The sequence below is a fragment of the Parabacteroides sp. HGS0025 genome (assembly GCF_000969845.1).
GTDB classification, from domain to species: Bacteria; Bacteroidota; Bacteroidia; order Bacteroidales; family Tannerellaceae; genus Parabacteroides; species Parabacteroides gordonii.
Map to the genome: position 1 here is coordinate 316023 of NZ_KQ033902.1, position 14361 is coordinate 330383.

Genomic DNA, 14361 nt, shown 5'->3' on the forward strand with positions numbered 1-14361 from the left:
TCGTGAAATTAGTTGTTGGTTTTTTTACTCTAATTTATAAACAATTAATTTAAAAGATTATGAACAAAAAGTTTTCTACGCTTATGGCAGTCTTCCTGGCTGCCGGTGCAACATTCACGGCAGAGGCCGGTGTGGTGTTGGTGAAAGGTGGTGATCTTGCAGCGGATCAGGAAGTGATTATTGCAGCAAGTGAGCTTCCTGAAAGTGGTAGTGTGAATGTCTTAACTGTAGATGGAGCAGATTTAGCATTTGCCACTGTAACTAAAGCTACTATAGAATCATCTAAAAGCCTTTGGAAGATTGGAAGTGGTAAGACATCGTTAATCTGGGTACAAACAGGAACAGGTGGGGTTAGTGTAACATCTGGTTCTTGGGGTTTTAATGCTAGTACTCCTGCAACGTTGGACGCTATGGCTGCAGGGACAGGTCCATTAGCAAATGGTATTAAAATTAAGGAAAATGGTGCTGCTCATTATTTAGATCTATCCCAAGGAGCTAAAAGTGATAACACTTCTGAGGCAGTTGCTTACTTCTACATGATAACAGAGCCTGTCTTGGCAGAAACTACAGAACCTACTCCTATTACTTTTGGTGCTGATAAGTATCTGGTTGTTAAAGCTGATGGAACGGCTGAACTGATAAATTGCGGTACTAATAAAGAATTATTAATTCTGGGTTATACCCTTGATCAATACATGTGGAATGTAGATGCTGACGGAGTTATTTCTTTGGCTTCTAATCCTGCTGTTAAAGTTGCTAATATTACAAATACAGGTAGCTATGCTATAACATTAGGTACTAAAGGTGCTAAAGTAGAGAAAAATAGTGATAATTTATATGTAGACGGAACAAAAGTCGGTACTGATGTTTTAACTACAGCTGCTATTGAAGCAGCTGATGATGCACTGACTTCCAATATTACTGCAGATGCTTCATATAAAGATGCATCTGTAGCCTTTGCTGCTGGTGAAACATTTATGATTCATAGATCTAGCAATAATGTAGCGGATAAGTATATTTCTAAAACAGCCGGAGCTGCTTTGACAGATGCTGCTGCAGGAAATGCTGCATATTGGACTGCAGAAGCTGTTAACTCAGATGGTAATGTTTATCGTTTTGTGAATGCTGATGGTGAAATTCTTGATTTGGCTAATATTCAGAAATTTATCGTAAAAGAAGTTCCTGCAGTTGATGGCAATGGTCTGTTGTATTATTTGCTTGACGAAACTGGCAAGAAAGTAATAACTTATACTGGTGGTAGTTATGGTGCAAGTGAATTTGCTACTGCAACAAATATTGTAGCGTTCTCTTTCCACAAAGCCGCCTCAACCGCTTATGAAGCCGGTGCTTTGGTAGCAAAGTTAGGTGATGGTTTCACAATGACCTTGTCAAATAAGAAAGATGGCGTAACTGACTTACAGGGTAATCCGTTCCTGGGTAAGCTGAAAGTTGTTAAGCCAAAGATGGATGGTAGCAAAGTTACCGGATTTGAATCTTATAAGTCTACTGACGTTGTAACTTCTTATATGTTGGCAAACGACGAAGGTATCATCGTGCTGAACCTGAACCAGAAAGAAAAATGGTCGGTTGAAGGCATCACTGAATTCAACGGAGTAAATGGTGGTTTCAAATTCCAGACAATCTCTGAAGATGATATGAAAACTATCATGAACTCTAAATCAGGTGATGCTGCTTATGCAGTAAGAAAACAGATTGCATATACTTTCTCTGTCAATCATAGTGCTGCAGATCAGAATGCAATCAGCTCTATTGAAGTAAAGGGCGTAGCTCCTGCTATTAACACAAATACTTATCGTGTTATTTCATATAATAATGACGAAGGTTACTTCCTGTCTGCAGGTAAGACTTTACCGTCTCAGGTTGGTGTATTAGTTTACGCATCCTTTGGTAGCGATGCATTTGTTTTAACAACAGATGAAGCTAACAATCCGTTGAACTATAAGTATGTAAATATTACATTCATCTCAAAAAATGCCAAAGTAAACAATAAAGTATTGGCTATGGGTGAAGATGGTGATGTTGCTGCTGTACAGGCTAGCAAGTTCTTATTCAACAAACCGGAAGGACAATGGGCTGTAACTGCTACAAACGGTGAAAAGAACATTGCTACAAAGAAAGAGAAAGCTTATGCGTTTACATTCACAAACCGTGAATCACAGCTACAAGTAATTAATGTGGCAAATATGTATTCATTGGGTAACGACAAGTATGCTGTAAGCTATACCGGTCGCAGTCCGTTCGGATTCTCAACTTCTTCGCGCGATACATTGGTTATCACTCCTTCTGCTGCTTCAGAATTGGATAACAACACTGTTCAGATGGACGGTTACGCTAACTTCAAAGCATTGGATGTACAAGATAATCAATATCGTCTGGCTGTAGCTTCAACAGAAGAAACTAACTTCTACGTTACAGAAAACCATTCAGGCAAACACCTGCTGGGGCTGACTAAGGAATTGGAAGGCGCTGCAACATGGAAACTGGTTCCGCTGACAGCAAAAGCTACTTATGGCTCATTCGGTACATTGAAAACTCCGACAGATTCAATCTATCAGATCTCTCAGGTGGGTTACTATGATGCTAAGGGAAGATATCAGACTTACAGCGACACGCTGGCTATCATCAGCTACGCTTTACAGAATGCTGCTAACGACGAATATCTGACTTACGAAAATCCTCAGACTTTGGATATCCTGTCTATGATTTGCGATAAGGACTCTAAGAGTTATTCAACTTCCAAAGATCTGAATGCTGCTTACCGTTTCATCCTGAAAGAAAAACAGAATGGTTTGTATAACCTGGTTGGTGTATCACAGAATACTAACAAATCGTTTGAGATAGACTTGGGTAAGAAGTTGTATGGCGCAACAACAACTAAACAGGGTGCTGTGGAAGTTGAAGCTGCTTACGAACAAGTAAATTCTAACGACCTGTTCGACCTTCAGTTGGTTGCTGCTCCTGAATATCGCTTGAAGAACATGGGTGATACGATCCGTATCTTCCGTCAGGAAAATGAATATGATCAGATGTATGAAAACGGTGAATTCCTGAACCTGGGTAATAAAGCTCAGTTGAAAGACATGGCTCCTGCTTTGTATGTCGATACTGCTTATGTGAACCGTGGCCACAACAGCCGCTACCAGTATCTGTTAGTTGTTAATCCGAAGTATGTACCTGAACAGGAATGTACTATCCCGGGTCACCCGACAGTTCATCCGGATACAACATACGGTCGCTTCCTGGTTAACCTGGTTGATACTGCTTATATTGCTTACACGAAGGGTGCTATCCACACTAACAAGTATATTAATGTAGGTGAAGCAGGTGAAAACTTTGCTAAGTTAGGTTTCGTATATGGTTTCCGCACAGGCGATAAACTGTATATCACCGACAAGAACTATAAGAAGAGCGGAAAAACATCTGACGTGATCGACTTGAGTACAAGTGCTTTCAATACAGCTAAGTTCGCATTCCAGTATATCAACCCGATCAACCATGAATCAGATGGTTCATTCAAGATCCAGACAGGTTACTATGATTATGATGCTTATGTAGCTAATGGTAAACGCCCGGATGTATCTAACAACGGTTATTTAAAGAACATCAACGGTGTAGTAGTTGTAGCTAAGGGTTACGAAGCCGGTGACAAATTTGATCTGGCTGCTGAATCATCAGCTCCTGTTGCTAACGAAAACATCAATGCTTCTGAAGTAACAGTTATCGCTGGCGAAGGTACCGTAACAATCATGGGTGCTGCCGACAAGAAAGTAGTTATCAGCAACGTTCTTGGCCAGACAATTGCTAACACAGTTCTTTCTTCTGATAAGGCTGAAATCGCTGCTCCTGCTGGTGTAGTTGTAGTAGCCGTTGAAGGCGAAGCTGCTGTTAAGGCAATCGTAAAATAAGAAACTATTTATAATCAATAAATTTAAATTTGACTGCGCGGTGATATCGGACAAGAATCAACCAATTACCCCGTGAGGGCGAACAAGCAGTCGTATTAATACTAAAGTAATGAAATAAAGTTCTTCTGTTCGATCTCTGTGAAGAGCAAAAACAGACAAAAAAAGTCTCCTCCGGCATATTTGCTAGGGGAGACTTTCTTATAACGTTACGTCTAAAGAATCTCATCATACAAACTACTTAATCTTTTCCGAAGGAATAAAACCGCATACCTTTTGCGTGATATCAACGTATTGACCGGTATTCCGGTCGATTCGGCAATCTCTTTGAACGGGACACCTTCCAGTTCCGTCAGTTCGAAAACGGTTCTCTGCTCATCCGGCAATTCGAGTAATGCATTTTCCAGCTCTTCCCAAACCATCGCACGGAGATAATCCATTTCCGGCGACTGATCTTCATCCGGCATTAGTTCGGACAGTTCCTTCAGAAAGGTACCATCCTCATCATACCCCGAAAGATAAGGCATTTCCTCCTCCCGGTGCTTACGGCTACGGTCGATTATCTGGTTGCGGGCAACGGAGTATAACCAGGCAGAGATCTGTTCGATCGGATTATCTGCCTGGTCGTTTTTCATAAACTGGTAGAATACGTTTTGCAGGATATCTTCGCTATCTTCTTTGGATGAGACACGCCGGGCTATAAAACCTCGCAGCTGTGCCTGGTATTTCTTGAAGATATCCGCAATGCGTACACTCCGTTCCTCATTCGGGAGGGTCTTGTTTAAGTGCTCCATCATTCCGGTTTATTGTCGGAACCGGGGCGCTGCATCCCGTTCCTGCCGTTGCGGAATTCTGCCATCTGACGGCGTATATGCTCCCGGCGTTCTTCCCACGGCATATTTCTCATTTGCTCATGGAAGCGTTCATGCTCTTCCCGGCTACCCCAGAATGCACCCGGGTGATGTCCGAAGTGTCCGAAAGGGCCGAACTTCCCGAAGCCACCGAACAAGATGCGGGTCAGCACCATGAAGCCCAGCGCCTGCCAGTAGTTGATAGCCGACCAGCCGATAACAGCCGGGATCAAAAGGTTCCACAGATACATAACAGCCAGACCGGCCAGTGCAAACAGGGCGATAAAAAATAATATGGCTAATGCTCCTCTTAGTTTTCCTGAATTTCTCATTGTGATTTGATTTTTTGATGTTGTTTTTTACTCTGTTATTAATTCGATCGCATGGGTATTGCAAACATTTACACAGTTGCCGCATCCTACGCAATTATCCGGATTGATAACGGTAGCGTAGCTACAGCTACCGTTGTTCACCATCTTCAATACATCTCTCCGGCATCTCTTTACACAATGCCCGCATCCGCTACACTCGTATGCAAAGACTTGTAAAGATATTACTTCTTTTCTCTTTCTTCCGAACATTTTCTGTTTCCATTTAATAATTAAAATTGCTTAGTAAGACATGCCTTCTATTTTGGTAGACGATTGGGGCGGAAGAATATTTTAAATAGGAATCTTTTTTTGATGTATATTTTACATTAGTCTGTATATTTGCATCATTCAAACGAAAAAAGTGATGAACAATATAAATAATACGCCAGCATATTGGTTTATTTTCTTCAACGATCAGTTACTGCTTCAGAAAAAAGGTGAAACTTATACGATCCCTTATAGTATCAATCCCCCTGTTCAAGTCGGCCATGTGTTGGAAGTCGGTTCACTTCAGGATATACCCTGCTGTACTGCATCTGTAGATACCCCCTTGGAAGAGACAGCCGGGTATCTGCCGATGGGCTTGCGTGCTTCGTACGATTTTCTGGATGGTGCTTTGCATAAGATGGCGGGAAAGGCTTATGAACTGGTTTATTGGGATCAGCACAGCCGCTTTTGTCCTTCATGCGGCACAAAGACGGTGATGCAGACAGCCATTTCCAAACAATGCCCGGCCTGTAAATACGAGATTTATCCGGCTGTTTCCGCTGCTATTCTGGTCTTGATCCGTAAAGAAGATTCTATTCTTTTGGTTCATGCCCGTAATTTCAAAGGTTCTTTTCATGGCTTGGTGGCCGGTTTCCTGGAAACAGGGGAGACGCTGGAAGAATGTGTAAAGCGGGAAGTAATGGAGGAAACCGGATTGGAAATCCGCAATATCACCTATTTCGGTAACCAGCCCTGGCCTTATCCCAGCAACCTGATGGTGGGCTTTATTGCCGATTATGCCGGAGGAACGATCCGTTTGCAGGATGAAGAACTGAGCGAAGGCGCATTCTTTACGAAAGATAATCTCCCGGAACTTCCCCGGAAGCTCAGCCTGGCACGCAAGATGATCGACTGGTGGCTGGAGCAATAGGATTTGTAGTCATTGTATAACCTCAAAACAATAGTATTTATGTGTAAAAAACTTACCTTTTTATTTTGTCTGGAACTTTTACTGCTGGCTTTGCCGATAGTAACTGCTACGGCGCAGGTCACTACCGCCGATTACCTGCGTGCAGATACCTTTCTGACATGTTCTTCCAAGATGTATGCTGCTGCTGTTGCACCTGCCTGGCTCGACAGTTCGCATTATTTCTGGTATAAGAATCATGAACGAGGAGGAGATTTCTATTATCTGGTGGATGCAAAGACCGGAAAGAAGCAACGGGGAACGGATAAGAAGCAGCTGGCCTCTTTCCTGACCGGGAAACAAAAGCCTTTGGCTGAAATCCTGTTGAAAGAAGAAGATAAGAATGAGAACCGCCGGAGAACCGATGAAGAGGCAAAGCCGGTCGTTTCACCCGATAATAAATGGGAAGCCTATATCAGGGACAACAACGTATATATCCGTCCTGCCGGGGAAGAAAAAGAGAAGAAGAAAGAAGAAATAGCCCTGACAACCGACGGGACGACGAACCTGTTTTACAGTTCCTATATGATCTGGTCGCCCGACTCCCGTAAACTGGCCACCGTGAAGGTTCGTGGCGTGCAGGAACGCCGTATCCCGCTTATTCAGTCCAGTCCCGAAAGCCAGCGCCAGCCTATTCTTCAGTGGCGCGACTATGCCAAGCCCGGCGATGTGATTGAAGTTTGCCTGCCTGTCTTGCTGGATGTGGAAGCACGCCGGCAGATCCCGTTGGATGTAGAGCCGTATGCCGATCAGTTCTCCTTGTATCTGACCGGTTGGCGCAAGGATAGCCGTGCTTTCACCTTTGAGTTCAATCAGCGCGGGCATCAGCGTTATATCGTAGGCGAGGTAGATGCCACCGACGGTAGTATCCGCCATCTGGCCGATGAGCAGTCGAAGACTTTTATCCATTATTACCAGAACTACCGTTACGACCTGAACGATGGTAAGGAAATGCTTTGGAGTTCGGAGCGCGACGGCTGGCGCCATCTTTACCTGATGGATGGGAATACGGGAAATGTAAAGCAACAGGTAACCAAAGGCGAATGGGTAGTTCGCCGGGTTGACTTTGTGGATGAAGCCGGCCGCACGGTCTATTTCTATGCTTCCGGTTTCAATAAGGGAGAAGATCCTTACAACCTTCATTATTGCCGTATCAATCTGGATGGGACAGGCTTCACCGATATGACACCCGAAAATGGGAATCACCGGATCTCTTTCTCTAAAGACCGGGCTTACTTCGTAGATACTTATTCACGACCTGACTTCCCGGCTGTCAGCCAGTTAAGAAAGACGGATGATGCTTCAGTGGTAACCGTACTTGAAAAGTGCGATGTCAGCGACCTGGTGGCGGAAGGTTGGCAAATGCCTGAAGTATTTTGTGCCAAAGGGAGAGACGGTAAAACGGATATATGGGGGAATATTTATCGTCCTACCGGCTTCGATCCGTCCCGTTCTTATCCGGTTGTTGAGATGATCTATGCCGGGCCGCACGACTCGCATGTGGATAAGGATTTTAAACCCGCCCATCATCTGATCTCCCGTTTGGTGGAATTAGGTTTCGTGGTCGTTTCGATCGACGGAATGGGAACATCCAACCGTTCGAAAGCATTCCATGACGTATGCTGGAAGAACCTGAAGGATGCCGGTTTTCCGGATCGGATCGCCTGGATAAAAGCGGCCGCAGAGAAATTCCCGTCGATGGATACGTCGCGGGTCGGTATCTACGGCTGGTCGGCAGGCGGACAGAATGCAATGGCTGCTTTGCTGTTTCATAACGACTTCTATAAAGCGGCGGTCGCTTTATGCGGTTGCCATGATAACCGGATGGATAAGATCTGGTGGAACGAACAATGGATGGGGTATCCTATCGACGAGTCTTACAGTGCTTCTTCAAATGTGGATAATGCGTATCGCTTGAAAGGTAAGTTGCTGCTGGTTAACGGTGAACTGGACGATAATGTCGATCCCGCTTCTACTTTGCAGGTTGTCAATGCCCTGATGAAAGCGAACAAGAAGTTCGAGCAACTCTATTTGCCGGGCAAAGGACATGCTTTAGGCGGGGCATATGAAATGCATCGCATCCACGATTTCTTTGTAAAGAATTTATTGAACCAGGAACCTCCCGAATGGGAATAAAACAAATAATGGCACAATATGAATACCGAGTGTTAATCGTATTCATATTGTGCCGTTTATTATTGATTTTCCAATGCGTTAACCCATATATCGAGACATAGCTGAGGATATAAGTAGAAACTTTCTTCCAGTGTTCCTACGGCTTTCATCTTTTCAGAGATCTCGTCAGCAAGAGCCGGTTTGGAGCTGACAAGCAGGTCATAGGCGATATAGGAGAAAAAGTCCGGTTTACCTTTCAGGAATTTATCCATCACCAAATAATAAACATTAGGGGAAGTGGATAAAACGAAACTTTTGAAATCCTTATATTCTTCCGTTTCCATATACATATGCGGGTTACCGGCCACTGTCATTTCATCGCACTTTTCCAGAAACAGGTCGAATTTCTCATTAAATATTTTTCTATCGGACTTGGTTGTTAATCTTAATCCGGTATTGATCCTTGCACGCAGATCGGGAGTCACCTTATATACATCCGGCTCCTGGAAGTTTTCACTATCGCAGGAGGTAAAGAATATCAGAGCGATTGAGGCTAGCAAAAGTGCCAATATCTGTAATTTAGTCATAAATGTCTGTACTTTTTTGTATTATTTCTTAATCGTAAGACGCAATAATTCAAAGGAATGCTGCATCTAAGACGTTTTCTTTATAACAATTATTACTAATAAAACGGATAAAAAATGAAAATACTGCATAAAGGTTGAAAAAAAATATTCATTTGTCGATTTCGTATATGTGGAGCCCCTATCTGGAATGAGTGAAAGTTTTAGGATTTTCATCGGGAATATTAAGTTTAAAGGTCTGCATATCTAAGCAATTTCCTCTATTATTTTTTTATTGTAAAGATTAGTTTACAAAAAAGAAAGGCTTGCTTTACAAAATAGTAATATATGCCTTGCAAATATGTAAGGCTAGCGTTACTTTTATAAAATATTGGAGAATTGCCATAATTTGTCCTGTCTTCTTTTCTTAGGATTCCTGATGAAAAGTCTTAGTTCTGCTATTCCTGTGCTGATGGAGTTGTTAACAGCAGAATAATACCGCTTTAAGTTGGTTGTGCTGTCTATAATGCATTGATATATAAGGTGCTATATCTCAGTTGGGGCTGTGTGATGATTTGAACTATATTACTGTAATATTTTAATGTACGCACGTACATTATTATAATACAAAGATAATTACTATGAATGATGAATGTAAGTTAATCCTATGAAAATAAAGAGTGATATAGAAAAATGAGTGACTAACTAAAACGATCGTTTATTCTCGCCAACAAAATTAATTATAACTTTTGAAACTGCAATTCTTTTCTAAATAATTTTTTCTCAGTTATCTTCTTTCTTATCAAGATAATAACAAAGTCTGTACAAAATTGTGCCTTTTCATTACCAATTGCCTTATGACAAAAAATGGTGACTAGAATAAACGATCGTTTTGGCTAGTCATCCATACTTGACTAGGATATATAAAGAGTTTATAAGAACTAATTTCATTAACACTATTATTAATATTAAAATTTAGATTTATGAACAGAAAGTTTTCTACTTTGATGGCCATCGCGATGTTGGCCACGGGAGCAAACGGATGGGCACAGGTAACAATTGACAAGGATGTCACGCTTCCTGGAAATAACGCTTACAAGGTTCAAGCTGCAGCAGCAGGTGGACAGTTTAGTCGTTTTATTCAGGATAATGCTTCAAGCCGCGGAGATAGCCGATTCCCTGCCGTATCTCCTTTCAAATTATCTACGGTATATGGTGCAAAGCCTATCTCTAGTTTGGCAAAAGTTAACGGTACTGCTGATGGACGTTATTTCCAATTTGTTGTCGGAGGTGCTGATACAGAAGGTACAGAAGTACTGACAATGGTTTGGGTGAATAAAGAAGGTGTGATGGGTAATGGCGAAGCGATTACTGGTGAAGCCAATATTAACGGAAAGTATATGGTTCAGGTTGAGAACGTACAGAACGCTAACATTCCTACTAACCGTATCACATTGGATCGTACTTTATGGAAAGTTACAGCTCAGAAAGATGTTGCCGGTACTGTATTGTATTATCAATTGCAGAACAAGGCAACTGAAGCTATTCTGCAATTCTCTCCGGAAAACATAGTAGGCACTCCTACTGCCGATGCTGCAGAAGTTGCTTTGACTGTTGTAGACGGTCAGACTACTTGGCGTTGGGCTGATGGACAGTTTGCCGCACAAGCTTCTATCGTAGAAGCTGCTGCTGGTAATGTTTTGCAGAATCAGTTGCGTGCTCAGTATAGCAATGGTAAGACTTTGTATTTGGCTAAGAAAGTTGTAGGTGGTAAAACTACTTTGGCTGGTATCTTGCTGAATAGTAATGAGGTGTTTACTACTAAAACTGTAAATGGCGCTACTTTTACGCCTATTACTTTCGAAGGTTGGGAAGCTAACCCTATCATCCTGACTGCCGAACAGATTAATGCAGAATTAGGAAATGAAGCACTCTTAACTGAGGATAAGAAAACTCCGAATCAGTTCAATTTTGTATTTGATCCGGACGTTCAGGGCGATACAAACATTATGTTGTCAGGCTCTTTCAAAGCAGAAGCTGCTAAGGATGGTGTCAACCGTGTTCCGGGTGATGCTCCTGATGGTTTCGTACGTTTCGTAACTAATGCAACAAAGGATGAAACATCAGAATTCAAGAAAGAATATCTGCGTGTGGATACTGCTTATTACGATCCGAACCCTAATGGTCGTTACGATTTGAAGTTGACAATAGGACAGATCTTGTATCCGAGATATGCTGTTGCTACCGATGGGCTGAACGTTGATGGAAATGGCGAATTGATCAAAACGAGTGGTGCTAAGTTGGCAGAAGCTGAAATGTATGGTGATTTGTCTGCTTCTTCAAATAGCATTGCTCCTTATACAATGACTACTTATACGCAGTTGAAACGTCAGTCAAACTTCCGTCCTATCTTCTATCCGTCTACTCAAAGCTTACGCTTGCAGGCTGAAATGTTGTATAAGGCAGATAAGAATGATGCAGCTTCTTGGTGGGCACAGATGGCTATTGATGCTGCTGGTACTTCTGATTCAGACGTGACACCTTGGAATGGTACTCCTGCAACAGTAGGTACTGATAACGTTATGCGTATTGCTCAATGTGCTGCTAATCCAACGATTGACCCGACTCTTTCACGTGGCGCCGCCAGAGGTTATTATCCTTCTTATGCTCAGGAATTAGCCGGATTTAAACAGGGTGCTCGTTTGTTGCATTATGCTTCTCAGTGGAGTGTAACAGATCTTACCGATGCTAAAAAACGTAATGGTTATGCACCACATGGTTTGACAGATGTCAATACAGATAATTTCTTATTATGGAATGCTGTAGGTAATGTATTGCAGATGAATAAAGCAGCTGCTCTTGCATTGGGAACTGCATTTACTGCTACCGGAATCGATCTGAATGTATGGGTCGCAGATCCTGCTGCTGCAGCCACACTTACAGGTGATATGGCAGTGCTTGATAAAACTAATGCTAATACGATAAATTCTGCAACTTATACTGGTCTGATGATCTATGCACCTCAGTATGCAACTGCTCATAGCAACTTGACTCGTCTGGTTACTTTGACTCCGACTCATGTTGTATTGACAGCTGGTCCTCATGATGTAAACGATGCTAAATACAACGGTCTGTTGACTTACATCACATTGAAGACAACTAAGACTGAATCGGATTTGAATGAAGTTGCTGATATCGCAGAAGGTTTCTATTATATCCGGAATGCGAAGAAACTTTCTTCTGATCTGACAAAAGAAGGTGACTATCGTTATGAAGATTTGGCTGCAACCAATGCTACATTTACTTATTGGAATGCAATGACTCAGAAATGGGATAGAGGTGATGTTCAAAACGGTAATAATCCGAACAATACTGGTATCAATGCTGATATGCACAAAAACGATCTGAGCAATATCGGTAACCTGGTTTACTCTGAAGATAAGAAAGTTATTCCTTCTGCTCAGTGGTATGTTAAGGGTAACGGTGGTTACTACACAATCATCAACCGTGAGTCAGGACGTACTTGGGGTACTAGCTACTGGTGGAAGACTTCTGAACCGAATACTTATGCAAACATGGCTACTTATTACGATGCAGCCGGTTTGATGCAGACATACCGTGATACTATCCGTATCGAAATGATCCCGCAGGCAGAACTGACTAACCGTACTATGGGTTATCTGGATATGACACAGGCTGAAGCTATTGCTGATACGAGTGTATATGCTATCGGTATGAAGAACCTGGGTGATACTCACTTCTCTCTGACAAGTGTAGACGGTGTATTGAAACTGGTTCAGGATGCTAAGGGTGAATACAAAATGGAAAGAGTTCTGGTGAAAGATAAAGATATCTATTCTCAGAAAACAATGGGTACAGATGAGTTGATCTATGGTTATGTTCCTGCAAAGGGCAATGCTGTGGATACTGCTAAAATGTTGGTTCGTGCTAAATACTATATCTATAAAGATGAAGTAAATGCTAACTCAGGTATCGAACCTTCAAGTATTAAGACTCGTCAATATATCACACTGGAAAGCGGTAAATATCGTTTGACTTCAATCCAGGTTAAGTTTGATGATAACCTGTTCTCTACCAATCTGGATGCTGATGAAATGTCAGGAACAGAAAATGTGAAGAACCGTCGCGCATTCTATGTAAAACAGATCTCTACTGAAGATCCTACTCAGTTCGTATTGGTTGATCCGCTGGTTGTAACTCAGACAGGTAACGGTACTTCTACAAAGACTGCTTATGGTGCTCGTTTGTTCGTTAACCAGATGACTGCTGAAGTACAGCCGAGCAGCCTGATCTCTGACGGATATGCTAATAGCTATGCTTCAAGTATCTTCAGTGTTGAAAAACAACAGGCATTCAACTACAAAGATCTTCGTGGCGAATTCAGCCGTGATACTTTGGAATTCTTCAAGGCTGACGATGCAGCAGGCAACTATCTGTTGAGCGAAAACACTGTTAAAGGTGCTAACGTAGGTTTATTGGAAAGTTTGGATAAAAACCTGGGTAAGAACAATGCTATCTTCCTGGATACAGCTAACGTATCTCGTCCGGAATGTCCTCGCTTCTTACTGGGTCTGCGTAATGTAGATACTTATGAACAGAATTCAAGTATTCCTGAACATAATCGTCATCTCTTCACAGAAGCTGCTTACCTGGTTAACATGATCGACTCAGTGAGTGCAAATCCTGTTTACATGTATAAGAACATCGATCAGAACTCAACTAAGTACTATCGTCTGGGCTTTGTAAATGCTAAACATGAAGGTTCTAAACTGACATTCGATAAGAGTGGCGCTGAATACGACTTGAGCGATGCTGCTCTTGGCGAAAACGGTCTGAACTATGCAACATTCGCTTTCCGTTATTGCGATGCTGAACGTGAAAACTTCTATATCGAAACAATGTATGATAAGGACACTCGCGGTTGGTTGAAGACTATTAACCACGTATTGGTTGTAACTCCGGAAATTCAGGAAGCTGAAGTATTCCAGGCTAAGAAGTCTGAAGGTGCTCCGACTGCTAACGAAGAAATTACTGCAAGCAGCGTAACAGTTGTAGGTGGTAACGGTATCGTAACAATCAAGGGTGCTGCTGCTAAGAAAGTGACAGTATGCAACGTACTTGGCCAGACTCTTGCTTCTACAGTTCTTTCTTCCGACGACGCAACAATCGCAGTACCAGCCGGTATCGTAGTTGTAGCTGTTGAGGGCGAAGCAGCTGTAAAGGCAGTGGTTAAATAATAAAGGATTTTTTATAATCAAATAATTCTAAAAGTGCCATGTGGTGTAAACACCAAGTATCCCGTGAGGGCGAACAAGTGGCAGTATTAATACTAAAGTAATAAAA

8 protein-coding genes are annotated in these 14361 nt (G+C 42.2%); 4 read left to right on the top strand and 4 right to left on the bottom strand.

Features of this window, described 5'->3' with window-relative positions; genetic code table 11:
* The first annotated feature begins 59 nt into the window (after positions 1 to 59).
* Positions 60 to 3926, top strand: coding sequence for a DUF6383 domain-containing protein (locus tag HMPREF1212_RS01060; RefSeq protein WP_046148121.1), 3867 nt, complete (start codon positions 60 to 62; stop codon positions 3924 to 3926).
* Positions 3927 to 4138: 212 nt separating this feature from the next.
* On the opposite strand, the gene HMPREF1212_RS01065 is transcribed toward HMPREF1212_RS01060, so the two are convergent.
* From HMPREF1212_RS01065 to HMPREF1212_RS26515, 3 genes are read right to left on the bottom strand one after another with little or no spacing between them, the layout of a single operon-like run.
* Positions 4139 to 4717, bottom strand: a complete 579-nt coding sequence (locus HMPREF1212_RS01065) for an RNA polymerase sigma factor (RefSeq protein ID WP_028729915.1) — start codon at positions 4715 to 4717, stop codon at positions 4139 to 4141.
* The gene (locus HMPREF1212_RS01070) at positions 4717 to 5106 is read right to left on the bottom strand and encodes a hypothetical protein (protein WP_028729914.1); all 390 of its coding nucleotides are present in this window, start codon (positions 5104 to 5106) and stop codon (positions 4717 to 4719) included. Before HMPREF1212_RS01070 ends, HMPREF1212_RS01065 begins: the two co-directional genes overlap by 1 nt.
* A gap of 27 nt (positions 5107 to 5133) precedes the next feature.
* Complete coding sequence (locus HMPREF1212_RS26515; RefSeq protein ID WP_081693417.1) at positions 5134 to 5355, bottom strand: 4Fe-4S binding protein; 222 nt, start codon at positions 5353 to 5355, stop codon at positions 5134 to 5136.
* A 154-nt stretch (positions 5356 to 5509) separates the two neighbouring features.
* Between HMPREF1212_RS26515 and nudC the strand changes: the two genes are divergently transcribed.
* Positions 5510 to 6283 (top strand): NAD(+) diphosphatase, encoded by a 774-nt coding sequence (nudC, locus tag HMPREF1212_RS01075; protein WP_046148122.1) that lies wholly within the window; start codon positions 5510 to 5512, stop codon positions 6281 to 6283.
* A gap of 39 nt (positions 6284 to 6322) precedes the next feature.
* Entirely contained in the window at positions 6323 to 8455 is a 2133-nt protein-coding gene (locus HMPREF1212_RS01080) for a S9 family peptidase (protein WP_046148123.1), read from the top strand.
* A gap of 59 nt (positions 8456 to 8514) precedes the next feature.
* On the opposite strand, the gene HMPREF1212_RS01085 is transcribed toward HMPREF1212_RS01080, so the two are convergent.
* Positions 8515 to 9021 carry a hypothetical protein gene (locus HMPREF1212_RS01085; RefSeq protein WP_046148124.1) on the bottom strand — a complete coding sequence of 169 codons (507 nt, stop codon included), beginning with the start codon at positions 9019 to 9021 and terminating at the stop codon, positions 8515 to 8517.
* 959 nt (positions 9022 to 9980) lie between these two features.
* Between HMPREF1212_RS01085 and HMPREF1212_RS01090 the strand changes: the two genes are divergently transcribed.
* A complete protein-coding gene (locus HMPREF1212_RS01090) occupies positions 9981 to 14255 on the top strand; it encodes a DUF6383 domain-containing protein (RefSeq protein WP_157316936.1) in 4275 nt (1424 codons plus the stop codon).
* Positions 14256 to 14361: the final 106 nt, after the last annotated feature.

Bases quoted from the DNA above. Each gene is read 5' to 3' on its own strand.
- HMPREF1212_RS01060 (WP_046148121.1), top strand. From the start codon at position 60: ATGAACAAAAAGTTTTCTACGCTTATGGCAGTCTTCCTGGCTGCCGGT.
- HMPREF1212_RS01065 (WP_028729915.1), bottom strand. From the start codon at position 4,717: ATGGAGCACTTAAACAAGACCCTCCCGAATGAGGAACGGAGTGTACGC.
- HMPREF1212_RS01070 (WP_028729914.1), bottom strand. From the start codon at position 5,106: ATGAGAAATTCAGGAAAACTAAGAGGAGCATTAGCCATATTATTTTTT.
- HMPREF1212_RS26515 (WP_081693417.1), bottom strand. From the start codon at position 5,355: ATGTTCGGAAGAAAGAGAAAAGAAGTAATATCTTTACAAGTCTTTGCA.
- nudC (WP_046148122.1), top strand. From the start codon at position 5,510: ATGAACAATATAAATAATACGCCAGCATATTGGTTTATTTTCTTCAAC.
- HMPREF1212_RS01080 (WP_046148123.1), top strand. From the start codon at position 6,323: ATGTGTAAAAAACTTACCTTTTTATTTTGTCTGGAACTTTTACTGCTG.
- HMPREF1212_RS01085 (WP_046148124.1), bottom strand. From the start codon at position 9,021: ATGACTAAATTACAGATATTGGCACTTTTGCTAGCCTCAATCGCTCTG.
- HMPREF1212_RS01090 (WP_157316936.1), top strand. From the start codon at position 9,981: ATGAACAGAAAGTTTTCTACTTTGATGGCCATCGCGATGTTGGCCACG.